At 64.7% G+C, this 18,456-nt stretch carries 17 protein-coding genes; 12 read left to right on the forward strand and 5 right to left on the reverse strand.

Going from position 1 to position 18,456, the window contains the following annotated elements; genetic code table 11:
* Nucleotides 1–2: 2 nt before the first annotated feature.
* Nucleotides 3–458 (reverse strand): SRPBCC family protein, encoded by a 456-nt coding sequence (locus HPC46_RS18415; RefSeq protein ID WP_179472462.1) that lies wholly within the window; start codon nt 456–458, stop codon nt 3–5.
* A 6-nt stretch (nt 459–464) separates the two neighbouring features.
* Nucleotides 465–803 carry a DUF732 domain-containing protein gene (locus HPC46_RS18420; protein WP_036423077.1) on the reverse strand — a complete coding sequence of 113 codons (339 nt, stop codon included), beginning with the start codon at nt 801–803 and terminating at the stop codon, nt 465–467.
* 316 nt (nt 804–1,119) lie between these two features.
* Between HPC46_RS18420 and HPC46_RS18425 the strand changes: the two genes are divergently transcribed.
* From HPC46_RS18425 to HPC46_RS18435, 3 genes are all read left to right on the forward strand, one after another.
* Nucleotides 1,120–1,551, forward strand: a complete 432-nt coding sequence (locus tag HPC46_RS18425) for an MmpS family transport accessory protein (protein WP_179472464.1) — start codon at nt 1,120–1,122, stop codon at nt 1,549–1,551.
* Nucleotides 1,548–4,433 (forward strand): MMPL/RND family transporter, encoded by a 2,886-nt coding sequence (locus tag HPC46_RS18430; protein ID WP_179472466.1) that lies wholly within the window; start codon nt 1,548–1,550, stop codon nt 4,431–4,433. Before HPC46_RS18425 ends, HPC46_RS18430 begins: the two co-directional genes overlap by 4 nt.
* Before the next feature lie 119 nt (nt 4,434–4,552).
* The gene (locus HPC46_RS18435) at nt 4,553–4,840 is read left to right on the forward strand and encodes a hypothetical protein (protein WP_179472468.1); all 288 of its coding nucleotides are present in this window, start codon (nt 4,553–4,555) and stop codon (nt 4,838–4,840) included.
* Nucleotides 4,841–4,842: 2 nt separating this feature from the next.
* Here HPC46_RS18435 and HPC46_RS18440 read toward each other — a convergent pair whose 3' ends face one another.
* Nucleotides 4,843–5,967 (reverse strand): phosphotransferase family protein, encoded by a 1,125-nt coding sequence (locus HPC46_RS18440; protein WP_179472470.1) that lies wholly within the window; start codon nt 5,965–5,967, stop codon nt 4,843–4,845.
* Nucleotides 5,968–6,058: 91 nt separating this feature from the next.
* On the opposite strand from HPC46_RS18440, the gene HPC46_RS18445 reads away from it, so the two are divergent.
* Nucleotides 6,059–6,532, forward strand: coding sequence for an SRPBCC family protein (locus HPC46_RS18445; RefSeq protein ID WP_179472472.1), 474 nt, complete (start codon nt 6,059–6,061; stop codon nt 6,530–6,532).
* On the opposite strand, the gene HPC46_RS18450 is transcribed toward HPC46_RS18445, so the two are convergent.
* A complete protein-coding gene (locus tag HPC46_RS18450) occupies nt 6,516–6,797 on the reverse strand; it encodes a hypothetical protein (RefSeq protein WP_179472474.1) in 282 nt (93 codons plus the stop codon). The two genes, HPC46_RS18445 and HPC46_RS18450, sit on opposite strands and share 17 nt — an antisense overlap.
* A gap of 303 nt (nt 6,798–7,100) precedes the next feature.
* On the opposite strand from HPC46_RS18450, the gene HPC46_RS18455 reads away from it, so the two are divergent.
* The 7 genes from HPC46_RS18455 to HPC46_RS18485 all read left to right on the forward strand — a co-directional run bounded on the left by HPC46_RS18455 (nt 7,101) and on the right by HPC46_RS18485 (nt 17,209).
* The gene (locus HPC46_RS18455; protein WP_179472476.1) at nt 7,101–8,729 is read left to right on the forward strand and encodes a glycoside hydrolase family 183 protein; all 1,629 of its coding nucleotides are present in this window, start codon (nt 7,101–7,103) and stop codon (nt 8,727–8,729) included.
* A 74-nt stretch (nt 8,730–8,803) separates the two neighbouring features.
* Nucleotides 8,804–9,295 carry a winged helix-turn-helix transcriptional regulator gene (locus HPC46_RS18460; protein WP_179472478.1) on the forward strand — a complete coding sequence of 164 codons (492 nt, stop codon included), beginning with the start codon at nt 8,804–8,806 and terminating at the stop codon, nt 9,293–9,295.
* Complete coding sequence (locus tag HPC46_RS18465; protein ID WP_179472480.1) at nt 9,292–10,104, forward strand: acyl-CoA thioesterase; 813 nt, start codon at nt 9,292–9,294, stop codon at nt 10,102–10,104. The genes HPC46_RS18460 and HPC46_RS18465 overlap by 4 nt, the downstream gene beginning before the upstream one ends.
* Nucleotides 10,105–10,851, forward strand: coding sequence for a TVP38/TMEM64 family protein (locus HPC46_RS18470; RefSeq protein WP_179472482.1), 747 nt, complete (start codon nt 10,105–10,107; stop codon nt 10,849–10,851).
* Nucleotides 10,844–11,230: a DUF2237 family protein gene (locus tag HPC46_RS18475; RefSeq protein WP_179472484.1), complete on the forward strand. Its 387-nt coding sequence runs from the start codon at nt 10,844–10,846 to the stop codon at nt 11,228–11,230. The genes HPC46_RS18470 and HPC46_RS18475 overlap by 8 nt, the downstream gene beginning before the upstream one ends.
* A 188-nt stretch (nt 11,231–11,418) precedes the next feature.
* A complete protein-coding gene (locus HPC46_RS18480; RefSeq protein ID WP_179472486.1) occupies nt 11,419–14,280 on the forward strand; it encodes an MMPL/RND family transporter in 2,862 nt (953 codons plus the stop codon).
* Nucleotides 14,281–14,323: 43 nt separating this feature from the next.
* Nucleotides 14,324–17,209 (forward strand): MMPL/RND family transporter, encoded by a 2,886-nt coding sequence (locus HPC46_RS18485; RefSeq protein WP_218894358.1) that lies wholly within the window; start codon nt 14,324–14,326, stop codon nt 17,207–17,209.
* On the opposite strand, the gene HPC46_RS18490 is transcribed toward HPC46_RS18485, so the two are convergent.
* Nucleotides 17,202–17,771 carry a TetR/AcrR family transcriptional regulator gene (locus HPC46_RS18490; RefSeq protein WP_179472488.1) on the reverse strand — a complete coding sequence of 190 codons (570 nt, stop codon included), beginning with the start codon at nt 17,769–17,771 and terminating at the stop codon, nt 17,202–17,204. The genes HPC46_RS18485 and HPC46_RS18490 overlap by 8 nt on opposite strands.
* A gap of 92 nt (nt 17,772–17,863) precedes the next feature.
* Here HPC46_RS18490 and HPC46_RS18495 point away from each other — a divergent pair, with 92 nt between their 5' ends.
* Nucleotides 17,864–18,304 (forward strand): nitroreductase/quinone reductase family protein, encoded by a 441-nt coding sequence (locus HPC46_RS18495; protein ID WP_179472504.1) that lies wholly within the window; start codon nt 17,864–17,866, stop codon nt 18,302–18,304.
* Nucleotides 18,305–18,456: the final 152 nt, after the last annotated feature.

Genomic DNA, 18,456 nt, shown 5'->3' on the forward strand with positions numbered 1-18,456 from the left:
ACCTAACTCGTCCGCTCGAAGTGCCGGCGGATACCGCTCAGCATCTCCTTGTGCGCTTCGACCGCTTGGCGCACGGTGACCGACAGCAGCGGCCACGGCGCCGTGAACCGGATCCGTTCGGTCAGCCGGGTGCCGGCCGGTATCGGATCGAAGGAGACCACCGAGTCCAGCCGAACCGCCGGGAACTGGCGGGCGTGGGTGAGCACCGGGCCGGCCGACGGCACCTCCAGCCGCGCGGTGTAGGTGATCGGCAGCGTGAGAATTCCCAGCGGGATGCGGTCGCGCACGCGGTAGACCTGCACGTAGCCGTCGCCGGTATCGGTGCGCGACAGACTCTCGACCGACACCACCAACGGGTGCACGTCGCGGATGTTGTTCAGATCGACGTAGTGGGCCCGAACATCGGCGGGTGAGCCGGGCACGTCCTCATCCAGGACGCGATCGACGGGACCGGCCATCGCGAACTACTGGACAGCCGCCCGCTGCAGTACACCGACCTGATCCGGGCAGTAAGTGGCGATCGCGGCGCCGAGGAACTGGATCGCCTGGCCCTGCGTGCTGTTCAGCGGCAGGTTGGTCAGGATGAACTTGGCGGACGAATAGGTGTCTTTGTCCAGCCCGGTGGCCAGGCGCTTGCAGGTGATCTTGCCGATCCAGGCGTTGTAGTCGCGAGGCCCGTAGATCCCGAAGGTGTGCAGCTGATTGGCGAAATCAGTGTCGGGATCGGCGTGCGACGGCGCGGCCAGGACGATCGGCGCCGCGACGGCCGCAACGGCGGCCATGGCAAGCCTCGTAACGTTCATGGCACAAGATTGTAGGACAGCTAAACACTGCGGCAAGAGCCATCCCGCACATTTGCCCCTGTGAAGCGTGAATCTCATTGCAGGCCCGGTGTGAGCTCGGGCACGAATGCATGAGGGGAAGCGAATGCCGACGCTACCGCGGGGTATCGTCCGATCACTTAAGTGAGCTAATCTCTTACGTTAAATCAGCTAAGCTGTCGCGACGCGATGCGAAAGAAAATGGGGTTGAGATGAGACGGACGGCCGCGCTCACGAACGGCGCTGAAGGAGTCATCGCGCTGTCCGTGCCGGCGTCGTAATCTCGTCGGGGAATCCTATGGTCAAGGCACTGAGGCGGGCATGGATACCGCTGGTCATCCTCATCGTTGTCGCCGTGGCGGCGTTCGGCGTCGTCCGCCTGCACGGCGTCTTCGGCAAGACGGAGCTCACGCGGCCGGGCAGCGGCCTGGCCAATGACACCAAACCGTTCAATCCCAAGCAGGTGACGTATCAGATCTTCGGCCCCGAGGGCGCGGTGGCAACCATCAACTACCTAGACCTCGACGCCCAGCCGCAGATCGCGCGTGACATCACGCTGCCCTGGTCGCTGACGCTCACCACGACCGCACCGGCTGCCAGCGCCAATATCGTGGCTCAGGGCGACACCGACACCATCGGCTGCCGCATCCTGGTCGACGGTGTGCTCAAAGACGAGAAGACCTCGACCGGTGTCAACGCCCAGACCTTCTGCCTGGTGAAGTCCGCATGACCGATCTCCAGAGCCCGCCCAAGAAGAACCCGCTCATCCCCCGTTTCGTTCGGGCGTTCTCGGTGCCGATCGTGCTGCTGTGGCTCGGGCTCGTCGTCGTCCTCAGCGTCGCCGTGCCCTCGCTGGAACAGGTGAGCCAAGAGCACACGGTGTCGCTGGCGCCCGAAGACGCGCCGTCGATGAAGGCGATGAAGCAGGTCGGCAAGACCTTCCAGGAGTTCGACTCCAACAGCAGCGCGATGGTGCTGCTGGAAGGCGACCAGCCGCTGGGCGCCGAGGCGCACCACTATTACGACAACCTGATCCAGAAGCTGCGCGCCGACACCAAACACGTCGAACACATCCAGGACTTCTGGGGCGATCCGCTGACCGCCGCGGGCTCGCAGAGCGCCGACGGCAAGGCCGCCTACGTCCAGCTCTATCTGGCCGGCAACCAGGGTGAGGCCTTGGCCAACGAGTCGATCGATGCGGTGCAGAAGATCGTCAACGCGAATCCGCCGCCGGCCGGAATCAAGGTTTTCGTGACGGGTCCAACGGCATTGAGCCACGATCAGCACAACGTCGGTGACTCGGCCGTCAGGACCGTCGAACTGGTCACGATCATCGTCATCTTCGTGATGCTGCTCTTGGTCTACCGGTCCATCACGACGGTGATCCTCGTGCTGGTCATGGTGTTCACCGAACTCACCGCCGCCCGGGGAGTCATCGCGTTCCTCGGCAACTACCAGATCATCGGTCTGTCGACCTTCGCGGTGAACCTGCTGGCCACTCTGGCGATTGCGGCGGCCACCGATTATGCGATCTTCCTGATCGGCCGCTACCACGAAGCGAGATTGGCCGGCGAAGACCGTGAGACGGCCTTCTACTCGATGTACCACGGCACCGCGCACGTGATCCTGGGCTCCGGCCTGACCATCGCGGGCGCGACCTTCTGCCTGCACTTCACCCGGCTGCCCTATTTCCAATCGCTGGGCTACCCACTGGCCATCGGCATGTTGGTGGTGGTGCTCGCGGCACTGACGCTCGGCGCTGCCGTCATCTCGATCGGCGCCCGATTCGGGCTGTTCGAGCCCAAGCGGAAGATGAACACCCACATGTGGCGGAGGGTCGGAACCGCCGTGGTCCGCTGGCCCGGACCGATCCTCGTCGCTTCGATCGCGTTGGCATTGATCGGGCTGATCGCGCTGCCGTCGTATACGACCAACTACAACGACCGCAACTACCTGCCTGACGACATTCCGGCCAACCAGGGCTACGCGGCCGCCGACCGGCACTTCCCGCAAGCCCGGATGAATCCCGAGCTGCTGCTCGTCGAAACCGACCACGATGTGCGCAACCCGGCCGACATGTTGGTCGTCGACCGGATTGCCAAGACGGTCTTCCACATTCCGGGTATCGGCCGAGTACAGACCATCACCCGTCCGCTGGGTACGCCGATCGAGCACACCTCGATCCCGTTCATCATCAGCATGCAGGGCACCAACCAGACGATGAACATGTCCTACATGCAGGACCGCATGAAGGACATGTTGAAGATGGGCGACGAGCTGCAGGTCACCATCGACACCATGGAGCGCATGCTGGCGCTGACCAAAGAGATGGTCGGGATCACCCACAGCATGGTCGGCAAGACCAAGCAGATGGTCGCCGACACGAACCAGATCCGGGACCAGATCTCCAATTTCGACGACTTCTTCCGGCCGATCCGCAACTACTTCTACTGGGAACCGCACTGCTACGACATCCCGCTGTGCTTCTCCTTCCGGTCGATCTTCGACGCTCTGGACGGAATCGACACTCTCAGTGACGATCTCGGCGCACTGGTCGTCGACATGGACAAGCTCGACGTGCTGATGCCGAAGATGGTCGAGATCATGCCGCCGATGATCGCGACCATGAAGACCATGAAGTCGACGATGCTGACCATGCAGTCGACGATGGGCGGCCTCCAGGATCAGATGGATGCGATGCAGGCCAACGCAACCGCGTTGGGGCAGGCGTACGACGCGTCGAAGAACGACGACTCGTTCTATCTGCCGCCCGAGGTATTCGACAACCCGGAGTTCAAGCGCGGCCTGAAGATGTTCGTCTCACCGGACGGAAAAGCGGTGCGGTTCATCATCTCCCATGAAGGAGACCCCGCGACGCCGGAAGGCATCTCGCACATCGACAAGATCAAGAACGCCGCATTCGAGGCGATCAAGGGCACCCCGCTGGAGGGCTCGAAGGTCTATCTGGGCGGCACCGCATCGGTCTACAAGGATATGCAGCACGGCGCCAACTACGACCTGATGATCGCCGGAATCGCCGCCCTGTGCCTGATTTTCGTCATCATGCTGGTGATCACCCGAAGCGTGGTGGCAGCGGCGGTGATCGTCGGCACGGTGGTGCTCTCGCTCGGCGCCTCGTTCGGACTCTCGGTCCTGCTGTGGCAACACATCCTGGGCCAACCGTTGCATTGGATGGTCATCGCCATGGCGGTGATCATCCTGCTGGCGGTGGGCTCGGACTACAACCTGCTACTGGTGGCGCGGTTCAAAGAAGAGATCCACGCCGGGCTGAACACCGGCATCATCCGGGCGATGGCGGGCAGTGGTTCGGTGGTGACGTCGGCCGGCCTGGTGTTCGCCTTCACCATGGCCTCGATGTCGATCAGCCCGCTGCGCGTCGGCGGTCAGGTGGGAACGACGATCGCGCTGGGCCTGTTGTTCGACACACTCGTGGTGCGTTCGTTCATGACGCCCTCGATCGCGGCCTTGCTCGGCAAGTGGTTCTGGTGGCCTCAGCGGGTGCGTCAGCGCCCGATGCCGCAGCCATGGCCCGAACCGAAGGAGTCGACGGATCGCCCGTCGGTGGACGCGAGCACGCCGCCGCAGACCTGACGGGTCGTCGGCTGTTCGAAACCTGTTCAGCCGCCGTTCGCACAGCGGCAAGTCCGGCCATGACTTTGCTGTCATCCTTGACGGCAGCCCTATGAGCCGGCCGTCCAGGAAGGACCCCGATGTCGCTCGAACCGCGCTACGTCGCACCGCTGCTGATCGCCGTCTGCACCTCGATTGCCTTGGCCCCGTTGGCCGTTGCCGATCCGCCGAACATCCCTGAGCCGGGCTCGGAATCCGCTGCCGCCACCATCGGTGACCTCGACGCCGCAGGCTACGACGTGCAGTTGCAGTACGAAAACGGCGCCCCGCTTTCCCCGCTGTCACAGTGCACCGTGACCGATATCAACACGGCGGGGTCGGCGGGCACCCAAGGTCTCGCGTACGTCACCATCAACTGCCCCAAGTAGTCTCAGCGACTGCGTTGCAGCGCGGCGACGGTATCGAGTTCCGCCAAGGCCGTCACTGCCCGCCGCAGGCCCTCGAGCGCCACGCCGTCGTCCTGCATCCCGCCGAGGCCGGCGGTGGCCAGGCCCGAAACATACGGGTGCACAACGGCTTGCCGATAGCGCGTGAAGAGTTCGTCGCGGTCCAGTTGCGGGCCGCCCTGGGCGGCCAGCGCGCTGCGATAGGTGTCGAGCAGATCACGTTCGACACGTGACCGTTCGCCGACCGGGGTTCCGAGCACGATCGCATACGCGAGGTCGCGGGACGGATGGCCGCGCCGGACGACCTGCCAGTCCAGCAGCCCGGCCCTGCCGTCGCGGAAGTACGTGTTCCCCGGATGGGAATCGCCGTGCAGCACGGTGTGCGGACCGCTGTCGATCGCAGCGGTGGCGGCGTGAAAGTTCTCCCAGATGTAGCGGCCGGCGTGTACCGGTATCGACGTCTTGGCAGCCAACCGACGCGCCGACATCCGCATCACCGCGGGCGTCATGAGATTGGCCGGGTCATCTGCGGGTGCCATCAGCCAGCCGAGTTGCCCACCGCCACCGGACTTTTGCGGCAACCGGCCCCAGAACGTCGCGTGCACACCGGCCAGTACTTCGACGAGTTGTGCCATCTGATCGGCCGCCAGCGGGTGCAGCGTGTCCGGGAACTGGCATGGCGTGGTGGACATGTCCTCGAGTACGACGACGAAACGACCGGTCAGGCTGTCGAACGCCGAACCGTACGAACGCGGAACGCCGGCACCCAGCTCGGGCGCCAGCTCGCGATAGAACCGGGCCTCGGTCTCGCCGAGCCCGGCCAGCTCCCCCAACATCCTGATCCCGGCGCCGGCAGCCGACATCTTCACGAAGACCGATGACGGCACGCCCTCGCCGCGCAGCGCGAGGCGGGCGCGGCTCGAAGTGCCTGCCGCGCCGTCGAGCTGGGTCACCGACTCGACACGCCGACCCAAGATCGCCGACAGTGCCGCGGGTGTGAGGTCGCCGATCCGGCGCGGAAACGACCGTCTACCACCCAATGCGCTGTCAAGGGCAAGGCGCCGCACACCGCGGCCAACGTGGGCGCCGAAGCGCACAACCGAACGCACCGTTGGACCATACCCTCAGCCGACGCCCTGCAGTTACAAATTTACGCGAATGTGTAAACTTCCCACACAGCAGACAAGAAAGGCAACGCAATTGGGCATCGTGACCACGAGCTCGGAGACGGCCTTCAGCCAGTCACCCGAGACGCTGTATGACTTCGTCACCAATCCGGCTAACTGGACCAAGACGTATCCCGGAAGCAACTACGTCGGCAAGCTCGACTCGCTGCCACTGGCGGTGGGCGACACCTGGGAAGAGGGCGGCCCCGATTCCGACCGCATCTTCACCTGGCATCTGGCCATCGCGGTACGGCCCAAGCTGTGGGTGTTCAACTCGGTGGGCCGGCTCGGCCATGATCGCGAGGGAAACGGCGGCATGGACGGCAGGATCACCGTGCAGTATCACTTCACGACACCAGGTGAAGGCATCACGTTGTTCACCCGCACGATGACCATCGAAGCGCCGAAGAACTCTCCGATGCCGGACGGCTTCTTCCGAATCGTCAACCCCGCCAACATCGACCGCTATCACGCCGCGATCGCGCGGGAGCTTACGACGTCCCGTTGAGTCCGTGATGGTGGTTGCCGCCGGACTCCGTCGGAGCCGGGGGTGCGACCACCGACGGCGAGAACTTGTTGCCGTCGGTCGGGCTCATCACCTTCTCGGTGGGCGTCGCCGGCGGACTGCTCGTCGTCGGCGCGACCGTCGACGTCGAGGGGGACGGAGCCTGGTTCTCGGTCTTGCTGCACGACGACACAAACGAAGCCGTGGCAATGAGAGCGGCGCCGCCGATAACGGCGGCAATACGGGCACCAACAATGGGCGAATTCATGAGATTCCTCTTCAAAGTGGCGAACTCGCCCTCGCCGGGGGCCTTAGATAGGCCTGAATGCCTGTTCGAGAAAGAGATCATTCCAGGGATTCGTCGAAATGGCAATCCCCTGGAGTTTCCTCGTGTCCGAGTCACGGTCGCGTCACGATTCGCCGACGTCTTACCCCGATCGCCGTGATCGCATCGGCGCGCTGGCATCTCGCAACCGCTTGAGCGGGCAATTTGTTTGCGCACTCGTGACGAGAGTGAGCCATGAGGTTTGCCAGATGCGGTACCGTCAGCTCATACCAAGGGGAGATGGTGATGAGTTCGACGAATAATGCCTCGGCGTATGTGGGTCGCCTCGGCGGCCTGGCGGTGGCCCTCGGCATCGGAACAGCAATTCTCAGTGGAGCCGGAATGGCCTGGGCCGAGGCGTCCAGCGATTCGGGTGCCTCGGCACACAAGTCGGCGACCGGCTCGTCGGCTCCGGCCAAGCCCAAGTCGACCGGCAGCTCGGCGCGCACCCCGAAGAAGACCACCGCGCCCAGCGTCGCCGGCACGGCCGGCTCCACCAAGGCTGTCGCGGCCGCGGTCAAGCCCAGCCCGGCACGGGCGGCGAACCGGCTGCTGTCTGCGGTCGGCCTCAACCTGGTCGGTACCGGGCTCGCGACATCGGGCCGGCGCGAGATCACGCCGACGGCCGCAGCCAGCGTCTCGTCCGCCGCCGTGGTGACCGCCGCGGCGCCCACCACGATCCCGTCGTATCCGGTCGGGTGGGTGACGGGCCAGTCCAACACCGCCTACCCCGGCATCGGCTGGCCACAGACCAACAACACCAAGGGGTTCGGGATCTGGGGCACCGATCTCGGGATCATGTGGGAGAACGGTCTGACCGGCAATATCCAGCTTGCTTTCGGTGACACCTTCAGCGGGCCGAACATGACCGGCGACTGGCGCTCGAACGTCTTGCTCCTCAGCAAGGACAACAACCTGACCAACGGCCTGAGCCTGATGCAAACCGGCTACGCCTACCAATTCATCCCGCGGAATTCGGGTGTGCTGTTCCCGTTCTTCGGATCCGAGGTGACGGTCATCCCCACCTCCGCCATCTCGCTGAACAACCAGCAGTACGTCAACTACATGTCGGTCAAGTCCTGGGACACCCCGGGCCGGTGGACCACCAACTACTCGGCGATCTCGATGTACGACCAGGACACCGACAAGTGGGTCCTGGTGCCCTCGACCATCCGCTCGGCGAGTTGGTTCGGCTCGACCAAGCCGTACGTCCCCGGCAACCAGAACTTCCAGCAGGCGGCCTACGTCCTTCAGCCCGCCGACCAGGTCGCCGAGGGCGAGACTCAGTACCTCTACGCATTCGGCACGCCGTCGGGACGCGCGGGCTCGGCCTACCTGTCCCGGGTCGCCGTCGGCGATGTCAACAACCTCGCCAAGTACCAGTACTGGAACGGCAACGACTGGGTGACCGGCAAGCCGGTCGCCGCCACCCCGATCGTCGGCGATTCCACCCGTTCCGCAGGGCTTTTCGGGCCCATCATCGACTGGGCCAACAACCCCAACGTGTTGGGTGGAACGCTCGGCGGGCTGTTCGGCGCCAAGACCGGCGGCAATGTCAGCGAGATGTCGGTCCAGTACAACGATTACCTGGGCAAGTACGTGATGATGTACGGCGACGGCAACAACAACGTCAAGTTGCGCTACGCCGACGAGCCCAACGGGCAGTGGTCGGCGCCGATCACGGTGGCGACCTCGGCGACGTACCCGGGTCTGTACGCGCCGATGATCCACCCGTGGTCGGGCACCGGCAAACTGGTCGACAGCAACGGCGATCCCGACGAGAGCACCCTGTACTGGAACATGTCGCTGTGGGGCAACTACAACGTCGTGCTGATGAAGACCGACCTCTCCTCGTTGAAGGCCACACTGGTCTGACCGTCCCGAACGTCACGAGTGACGTTCGCCGCACCATCTGAGTCTGGATTTGAGACTCTGCTAGGCTGGCCGTCATGTCCGCCGCCCGCGACCTGATCAGTGCCGAAAACTGTTCGGTCAAGCGGGCACTGGACGTGGTCGGCGAGAAGTGGACGCTCCTGGTCCTGCGTGAGGCGTTCTACGGCGCACGGCGCTTCGAACGATTCCAGGCCCGCATCGGCTGTCCCCGCCAGGTCTTGACCGACCGGCTCGCCACCCTCGTGGCCGCAGGCGTGCTGCGACGGGAGCCGTATCAGGAAGCCGGCCAACGGGAACGCCACGAATACCGGCTGACCGAGAAAGGCCGCGATCTGCTGCCCGCGGTGATCGCGCTGATGCAGTGGGGCGACAAATGGGCGGCCGACCCGGCCGGCCCGCCGGTCGAGGTCACCCACCGCGACTGTGGCCATCCCGTCGAACTGACGCTGCGCTGCAGCGTCGACCAGACTCCCCTGACCGCCTACGACACCGAGCCACGACCCGGCCCTGGTGCGCGGCCCGCCAAGACCGGAAAGACGATCCGATGACCACGACCACCGCCCACGCCTTCGACACGGCAATCAGCTTGACCGACAATGGAATCGGGCACCACTCCGCCCAGACCACCCCAGAGTTCGCGAACATGGTCGGCCCGTTCGGCGGGGTGACCGCCGCGGCGATCGTGCGGGCGATCGAACAGCACCCGGACCGGATCGGCGAACCCGTCGCGCTGACCGTCAACTATCTCGCCGCGGTGACCGACGGCGATTTCGACATCGCGGTGCGGCCCGTCCGCACCAACCGGACCAACCAGCACTGGACCGCCGAGGTGACTCAGGAGCACGGACCAACCACGACCGCCACCGCCGTGTTCGGGCTGCGCCGGGACGCGTGGTCCGACACCGAAGCGACGATGCCCGACGCTCCCGATCCCGAAAGCGTCGCGCACACAACACTTCCCGGACCGGTCCCGTGGATGCGCAACTACGACATGCACTACGTGGCCGGCGGTGTGCCCACCGAGCCCGCCGAGAGCGCCTCGTCCACGACAACGCTGTGGGTGCGGCAGCGTCCGGCCCGGGCGCTCGACTTCGCCGCGCTCAGCGCCCTGGCCGATGTGTTCTACCCGAGGGTGTTCCTGCGCCGCGGGCGGATGCTGCCCGCGGGCACGGTCTCGCTGACGACCTACTTCCACGTCGACGGCACCGAGCTGGCCGCACAGGGCACCGACTACGTGCTGGCCACAGCGCAGGCGCAGCGCTTTGCGCGCGGCTATTTCGACCAGGCCGCGCAGATCTGGGGCCGGGACGGGACACTGCTGGCGACAAGCCACCAGATCGTCTACTACAAAGACTGAGTGGCTGAGAACAACGATCCACCGGTTGCCCGCCGATGGCCTCACATCCTGCGGCTCGCGCTGTTCGTCGCGTTCCTGCTCGGCCTGTTCTATCTGGTGGCGGTGTCCCGGATCATCGACGTGGAACAGATTCGCGATGCGGTGGCCTCAACCGGGCCGCTGGCTCCCCTGGTGTATCTCGCGATTTCGGCTTTACTGGCCGCGGTGTTCGTCCCCGGCCCGCTCTTGGCCGCCGGCAGCGGTGTGTTGTTCGGGCCGGTGCTCGGCACGTTCGTGACCCTGGGGTCGACGGTGTCGACGGCGATGATCGCCGCCCTCCTCGGTCGCCGCGCCGGCCGGGACAGCGCCCGGGTACTGATCGGGCCGGACTGGTCGGGGCGCATCGACGCGCAGATCCAGCGCCGCGGCCTGTGGGCGGTCGTGGGTCAGCGGTTCGTGCCGGGCATCTCCGACGCGCTGGCGTCCTACGCGTTCGGGGCGTTCGGAATGCCGTTGTGGCAGATGGCGATCGGGGCTTTCATCGGATCGGCACCGCGAGCCTTCGTGTACACCGCGTTGGGGGCGTCGATCTCGGATCTGTCCTCGCCGCTTGCCTACGTCGCCGTCGGGATCTGGTGCATCACCGCGATCATCGGAGCATTCGCCGCCCACCGCGGTTACCGTGGCTGGCGTCGCCGTGGCCGACACGAAAATGGCGGTCGAGCCTCATCGCTTCCCCCGTCACGCGATACTGAGTCACATGGCTGATCGCAATGTGCTCGGCGGTCCCCTCGAACCCTGCGGTACCGACCCGATGACCGGGTTCTATCGCGACGGGTGTTGTTCGACCGGCCCGGAGGACGCCGGCCGGCACACCATCTGCGCGGTGGTGACCGCCGACTTCCTCGAACACCAGCGCTCGATCGGCAACGACCTGTCGACTCCGATGCCGCAATACCGGTTCCCCGGCCTGACCCCCGGCGACCGGTGGTGCGTCACGGCACTGAACTGGTTGCGCGCCCACACCGATGGGCATGCCGCGCCGGTGGTGCTGGCCTGCACCCACGAACGGACGTTGGAGGTCGTCCCGTTGGAGACATTGCAGGAGTACGCCGTCGACGTGCCCGACGACATCGGCAGTCTGTGATCTAGAAGTAGCCGTTGGCCGGCGGCCACACGCCGTTGACGACGTAGTTGCCGTCCAGTGCCGACAAGTGCCTGCGCGCCGCTGCACCCGGCGATCTGAAGAACCTCGTTACCTCGCCTGACAAACAAGACGCAGCGTCTGGTAAAACTGTCTAAGTAAATTGCCGGACGTCGAGCCAAGGGGGCTTGGTGAGCACGCCGACCGTAGAGCGCGAGGTCAGCGCCGACCAGCCGCAGCGGTCGTTTGTGGCCAAGTGGATCCGCCGGCTGGCGGTGCCGATCATCCTGGCCTGGATCGGCCTGATCGTCGTCCTGAACTCGGTCGTTCCGCAGCTGGAAGAGGTCGGCAAGCTGCGGGCCGTCTCGATGTCCCCCAAGGACGCGCCGTCGGTGATCGCGATGATGCGCTCGGGCAAAGTCTTCGAAGAGTCCGACTCCGACAGCTCGGCGATGATCGTCCTGGAGGGCGACAAGCCCCTCGGCGAGGACGCCCGCCAGTTCTACCTCGACATGATCACCAAGCTGCGGGCCGACACCACCCATGTGCAGCACATTCAGGACTTCTGGGGTGATCCGCTCACCGAGGCGGGCGCGCTGAGCTCCGACCAGAAGGCCGTCTACGTGCAGGTCGCCCTGGCCGGAAACATGGGCGAGACACTCGGCAACGACTCGGTCGAGGCGGTCCAGAAGATCGTCAAGGGCCTGTCGCCGCCGCCGGGCGTCAAGGTTTTCGTGACCGGTGGTCCGGCGCTGCAGGCCGATCAGCAGCTCGCCGGCGACAAGAGCATCCGGATCATCGAGATCACGACAATCGCCGTCATCGTCATCATGTTGCTGTTCTTCTACCGGTCGATCGTCACCGTCGGGCTGGTTCTGGTGATGTTGATTCTGGGTCTGACAGTGACCCGCGGCGCGGTGGCGTTCCTGGGCTATCACAACCTCATAGGTCTGTCGCCATTCGCGACCCAGCTATTGGTGACACTGGCGATAGCCGCGACGACGGACTATGCGATCTTCCTGATTGGCCGATATCAAGAGGCCCGCTCGATCGGGGAAGACAAAGAGTCGGCCTACTACACGATGTATCACGGCACCGCGCACGTGGTGCTGGCCTCCGGTATGACGATCGCCGGCGCGACCTTCTGCCTGTCCTTCACCCGGTTGCCGTACTTCAAGTCGCTGGGCGTGCCGCTCGCGGTGGGCATGGTGGTCGCGGTGGTTTCGGCGCTGACGCTCGGCGCCGCGATCGTCACGGTGGCCAGCCGCTTCGGCCTACTGGAGCCCAAGCGGGCGATGCGGATCCGGTTCTGGCGCAAGCTGGGCGCACTCGTGGTGCGGTGGCCGGCCGGCATCCTGTTCGCGACGATCATGATCGCGCTGGTGGGTCTGATCACCCTGCCGGGCTACCAGCCGAACTACAACGACCGCAAATACCTGCCTGCCGACCTGCCCGCCAACGAAGGGTTCGCCGCGGCGGAGCGGCACTTTCCGATCGCCCGGATGAACCCCGAAATGCTGTTGCTGGAGACCGACCAGGACCTGCGCAATTCATCGGACTTCCTGATCATCGAGCGCATCAGCAAGGCCATCTCCAAGGTCCCGGGCATCGGCCGAGTCCAGTCGATCACCCGCCCGGCCGGAAAGCCGTTGGAGTACAGCACGATTCCCGCTCAGATCGCCATGGGCGGCACCGGGCAGACGATGAACCGCTCCTACATGCAGGACCGCATGGCCGACATGCTGGTCCAGGGCGAGCAGATGCAAGACACCATCAACACGATGACGCAGATGATCAACTTGATGGAGAAGATGACCGGCACCATGCACGACATGGTGACCAAGATGGACCAGATGTATCTCGACATCGCCGAGCTACGCAACCACATCTCCGAGTTCGACGACTTCTTCCGCCCGATCCGCAATTACCTCTACTGGGAACCGCACTGCTACAGCATTCCGCTGTGCTGGTCGACGCGTTCGGTGTTCGACACGCTGGACGGGGTCGACACCATGGTCGACGACATCCAGGAGCTGCTGCCGGATATGCACCGGCTGGATGCCATTATGCCCCAGATGGTTCCGCTGATGAAGTCGTCGATCGAGTCGATGAAGCGGATGCGGATCATGATGCTGACCCAACAGGCCACCCAGGCCGGCCAGCAGGATCAGCAGGCCGCGTTGAGCGAAAACCAGTCGGCAATGGCCTCGGCGTTCAACGACGCGCTCAACGACGACACGTTCTACTTGCCGCCGGAGATTTTCGACAACGACGAATTCAAGCGCGGCATAAAGAATTTCATCTCCCCCAATGGCCACGCGGCGCGGTTCATCATCTCCCACGAGGAAGACCCGCTTTCGGCCGACGGGATCGACCGAATCGACGCGATCAAGGCCGCGGTCTTCGAGGCCATCAAGGGCACACCGCTGGAAGGCTCGAAGGTCTATCTGGGCGGTACCGCGTCGACGTTCAAGGACATGCAGGAAGGCAACGAGTACGACCTGTTGATCGCCGGTGTGGCCGCGCTGTCACTGATCTTCATCATCATGTTGCTGATCACCCGAAGTATCGTGGCGGCGGCGGTGATCGTCGGCACCGTGGTGCTCTCGCTCGGTGCGTCCTTCGGACTCTCAGTGCTGCTGTGGCAACACATCCTGGGCATGGAGCTGCAGTTCATGGTGATGGCGATGGCGGTCATCATTCTGTTGGCGGTGGGCGCCGACTACAACCTGCTCCTGGTCGCGAGAATGAAGGAAGAGATACCGGCGGGCATCAACACCGGCATCATCCGCGCGATGGGCGGCAGCGGTTCGGTGGTGACCGCGGCCGGCCTGGTGTTCGCGTTCACGATGATCTCGATGTCGGTCAGCGCCATGGTCGTGGTCGCCCAGGTGGGCACGACGATCGGTCTGGGCCTGCTGTTCGACACCCTGGTGGTGCGGGCATTCATGACACCGGCGATCGCCGCAATGATGGGTCCCTGGTTCTGGTGGCCGAAGATCGTGCGGCCCAAGCCGCTGTCCACGCGACCGCACGGCGAGCTGCTCCGCTGATCCCGATCTGATCGACGTCCCCCCGGACGCCTCGCCATCTGCTATGACTGTCGCCGTGGGGACTGATATCGAGGCGCCGCACAGGCGGGACGAGGTCTCCGCTGGTCAGCCGCCGCGATCGGGGGTGGCCACCTGGATTCGCCGGTTGGCGATCCCGATCATCCTGGGCTGGCTCGTCCTCATCGGCATTCTCACCGTGTTCGTCCCGTCGCTCGATGTGGTCGGCCAGGAACGCGCGGTGTCGGTGTCGCCGAAGGACGCTCCGGCGGTGATCGCGATGATGCGCTCGGGCAAGGTCTTCGAGGAATCCAGCACCGATAGCGCGGCGATGATCGTCCTGGAGGGCGACAACCCCCTCGGCGAGGACGCGCGCCGCTACTACAACGACATGGTCGCCAAGCTTCGGGCCGACCCCACCCACGTCAAGCACGTCCAGGACTTCTGGGGTGATCCGCTCACCGAGGCCGGCGCGCTGAGCGCCGACGGGAAAGCCGTCTACGTACAGGTCGCCCTCGGCGGCAACATAGGTGAGTCGCTCGGAAACGAGTCCGTCGCAGCGGTCCAGCAGATCGTCAAGGGACTGCCCGCACCGCCGGGCGTCAAGGCCTACGTGACCGGGGGCTCGGCCATGCAGGCCGACCAGTTGCTGGAGGGCGCCAAGAGTATCCAGGTGGTCAAGATCGCCACCGTCGCGGTGATCATCTTCATGTTGCTGTTCTTCTACCGCTCGGTCGTCACCGTCGGACTGGTCCTGGTGATCCTCGTCATGGGCCTGTCGGTGACGCAGGGTGTCGTCGCATTTTTGGCCTGGCACAACGTGATCGGCTTGACGACGTTCGTCACGCAGATCCTGGTGCCACTTGCGCTCGCCGCCACCACTGACTACGCCATCTTTCTCATCGGCCGTTACCAAGAAGCCCGCGTCGATGGCCAGGACCGAGAGTCGGCCTATTACACGATGTTTCGTGGCACCACCCATGTGGTGCTGGCCTCGGGCATGACGATCGCCGGCGCGACCTTCTGCCTGTCGTTCACCCGGCTGCCCTACTTCAGTACGCTGGGCGTCCCACTGGCCATCGGCATGGTGGTGGCGGTGGTCTCGGCGCTCACACTCGGCCCGGCCATCGTCACGGTGGCCAGCCGTTTCGGGCTGCTGGAGCCCAAGCGGGCCATGCGGATTCGGTTCTGGCGCAAGCTCGGCGCACTTGTGGTGCGCTGGCCCGCGGGTGTTCTGTTCGCGACGGTCATGGTCGCGCTGATCGGTCTCGTGGCCATCCCCGGCTACCGGCCCAATTACGACGACGCCAAGTACCTGCCCGCCGACATGCCCGCCAACCAGGGACTCGCGGCGGCCGCGCGGCACTTTCCCGCCGCCCGGATGAATCCCGAGATGCTGCTCATCGAGACCAACCAGGACCTGCGAAACTCGGCCGACTTCCTGGTGCTCGACCGGATCGCCAAGGCGGTCACCCGAGTGCCCGGCATCGGCCGCGTCCAATCCATCACCCGCCCTGACGGAAAGCCGCTGAAATACAGCACAATTCCGGCCCAGATGAGCATCAGCGGCTCACTGCAGACGATGAACCGGTCCTACATGCAGGACCGGATGGCCGACATGCTGGTGCAGGGCGAGGACATGCAGAAGACCATCAACACGATGACGCAGATGATCACTGTGATGGAACAGCTGAGCGGCACCATGCACGGGTTGGTGAGCAAGACCGACGAGATGGCGCTGGACATCGCGGAGTTGCGCAACCACATCGCCGACTTCGACGACTTCTTCCGCCCGATCCGCAATTACCTGTACTGGGAACCGCACTGCTACAACATTCCGCTGTGCTGGGCGGTTCGGTCGACCTTCGACGCACTCGACGGCGTCGACACGATGAGCGACGACATCCAGAATTTGCTGCCCGACCTACATCAGCTTGATTCCATTATGCCGCAGATAGTTTCGCTGATGGAGCCGACGATCGAGTCGATGAAGCGGATGCGGATCATGATGCTGACGCTACAGGCCAGCCAGTCCGGGATACAGGATCAGATGGCGGCGTTGAACGAGGACTCCTCGGCCATGGCCGCGGCATTCAACGACTCGTTCAACGACGACACGTTCTACGCCCCGCCGGAGATCTTCGACAACGACGTCATCAAGCGGGGCATGAAGAACTTCATCTCCCCCGACGGCCACGCGGCCCGGTTCGTGATCTCCCACGAGGACGACCCGATGTCGGAGGCGGGCATGAGCCGTATCGACGCGATCAAGGCCGCGGTCTTCGAGGCCATCAAGGGCACGCCGCTGGAAGGCTCGCAGGTCTATCTGGGCGGCACCGCGTCGGCATTCAAAGACATGCAGGACGGCAACTCTTACGACCTACGGATCGCCGGACTGGCGGCGCTCTCGCTGATCTTCATCATCATGCTGCTGATCACCCGCAGCCTGGTCGCGGCAGCGGTCATCGTCGGCACCGTCGTGCTGTCCCTGGGAACGTCGTTCGGGTTGTCGATTCTGCTGTGGCAGCACATCCTCGGGATGCCTTTGCAATTCGTCGTGATCGCGATGGCGGTCATCATCTTGTTGGCGGTCGGCGCCGACTACAACCTGCTCCTGGTCGCGAGAATGAAAGAGGAGGTACCGGCGGGCATCAACACCGGCATCATCCGCGCGATGGGCGGCAGCGGTTCGGTGGTGACCGCGGCCGGTCTGGTGTTTGCGTTCACGATGATGGCGATGTCACTGTCCAGCATGATCGTGGTGGCCCAGGTCGGGACGACGATCGGACTCGGCCTGCTGTTCGACACGCTCGTGGTGCGGGCATTCATGACACCGTCGATCGCCGCGTTGATGGGGCCGTGGTTCTGGTGGCCGAGGATCGTGCGGCGCAGGCCGCTGGCCGAGCGGCCGCACGGCGCCTTGCTCAGGTAGGTCTCGCGAGCTTCGCCTCGATCAGCACGGCCAGATCACGGCCGGCACGCTGCAACGGAATCGGCGAGCGAACCCCGATCGACATGATCACGGCGCCTTCGATTGTCGCGACGACGGTGGTGGCGAGATCCTCGGCCGACTCCGGCCCGAGTCCGGCTCGTTCGAGCGGACCGGCGATGAGCCGTATCCACTGCGCGAAAGCGTTCGCCGCGGCCCGGGCGGCGGCAGGCGCCTCCGCACCCCCCAAGATGGCGGCAACCATGGGACATCCGGCGCAGAAATCGCCCTCGGCGAGGGCGCCCTCCCACGCCCGTACGAACGCATCGACGGAGGCGATCGGATCACCTTCGGCGACCATCTCTTCGAGCATCCAGGTAAACCCAGCCGCGGCGGATTCGGTTGCTGCGGCTATTAATTCGGGCTTGCCGTCCGGAAAATTCAGGTAGAGGGTCCGGCGCGCCAGACCGCTGTTCTCCAGAATCTGCGAGACGCTCGCACTGCCAACCCCGCGCCGGCGCACGAGCGCGACCGTGGTCTCGATCAAGCGTTGCCGAGCAGACATCTGCGCCTCCGTCGTTGCACTAGACCAATCAGTCTACTATCGTCACATCACAGTAGATCGATCGGTCTACTCGATCGCGAGAGGACACCATCATGAGCACGGCCAATCAGGCACTGCGAAAATTTCGCCGCGAACGCTTCGTCGGCCGCTACGTCGCCAATCCGGCCGTAGCACTGCTCGGGCGCCTCGGCCTGCGCACCACGTTCGCCACAGAACTGCAGACAATGGGCCGCAAGTCAGGCCGCTGGCGGCCGGTGCCCGTGTCGGCTCGCTTCGACGGAACCGGAGCGTGGGTGATCTCCCAGCACGGGCGCCGGTCCGGGTGGGCGCTCAATGTTGCCGACGACCCCAATGTCCGCATCCGGCAGGGCGATCGATGGCGAAGCGGTACAGCACGTTTCGTTCCCGACGACGACCCGGCCGCGCGAGCACGGACCTTTGCGACGTCCCCGATGTTGTCGCCTCTCGTGACCGCGACGTTCAAGGCATTGCAATCCGACCCGATCAGTGTGCGGATCGACTTCATCGACTGACCCAGCGCCCGCCAACCGGCGAGTGTGCGCGTCGGTACGCGACACGCCGCCGCGGGCGTACCCGAGCGCACGCTCGTGGAGCCTGTTCTGTGGCCCGCGGGACTCCTGAGACACGTGTGGCAGACCTTTTTCAATCGACTCACGACACCCCC

This window comes from Mycolicibacterium vinylchloridicum (assembly GCF_013404075.1).
Taxonomy (GTDB): Bacteria; Actinomycetota; Actinomycetes; order Mycobacteriales; family Mycobacteriaceae; genus Mycobacterium; species Mycobacterium vinylchloridicum.

Bases quoted from the DNA above. Each gene is read 5' to 3' on its own strand.
- HPC46_RS18415 (WP_179472462.1), bottom strand. From the start codon at position 458: ATGGCCGGTCCCGTCGATCGCGTCCTGGATGAGGACGTGCCCGGCTCA.
- HPC46_RS18420 (WP_036423077.1), bottom strand. From the start codon at position 803: ATGAACGTTACGAGGCTTGCCATGGCCGCCGTTGCGGCCGTCGCGGCG.
- HPC46_RS18425 (WP_179472464.1), top strand. From the start codon at position 1,120: ATGGTCAAGGCACTGAGGCGGGCATGGATACCGCTGGTCATCCTCATC.
- HPC46_RS18430 (WP_179472466.1), top strand. From the start codon at position 1,548: ATGACCGATCTCCAGAGCCCGCCCAAGAAGAACCCGCTCATCCCCCGT.
- HPC46_RS18435 (WP_179472468.1), top strand. From the start codon at position 4,553: ATGTCGCTCGAACCGCGCTACGTCGCACCGCTGCTGATCGCCGTCTGC.
- HPC46_RS18450 (WP_179472474.1), bottom strand. From the start codon at position 6,797: ATGAATTCGCCCATTGTTGGTGCCCGTATTGCCGCCGTTATCGGCGGC.
- HPC46_RS18455 (WP_179472476.1), top strand. From the start codon at position 7,101: ATGAGTTCGACGAATAATGCCTCGGCGTATGTGGGTCGCCTCGGCGGC.
- HPC46_RS18460 (WP_179472478.1), top strand. From the start codon at position 8,804: ATGTCCGCCGCCCGCGACCTGATCAGTGCCGAAAACTGTTCGGTCAAG.
- HPC46_RS18465 (WP_179472480.1), top strand. From the start codon at position 9,292: ATGACCACGACCACCGCCCACGCCTTCGACACGGCAATCAGCTTGACC.
- HPC46_RS18475 (WP_179472484.1), top strand. From the start codon at position 10,844: ATGGCTGATCGCAATGTGCTCGGCGGTCCCCTCGAACCCTGCGGTACC.
- HPC46_RS18485 (WP_218894358.1), top strand. From the start codon at position 14,324: ATGACTGTCGCCGTGGGGACTGATATCGAGGCGCCGCACAGGCGGGAC.
- HPC46_RS18490 (WP_179472488.1), bottom strand. From the start codon at position 17,771: ATGTCTGCTCGGCAACGCTTGATCGAGACCACGGTCGCGCTCGTGCGC.
- HPC46_RS18495 (WP_179472504.1), top strand. From the start codon at position 17,864: ATGAGCACGGCCAATCAGGCACTGCGAAAATTTCGCCGCGAACGCTTC.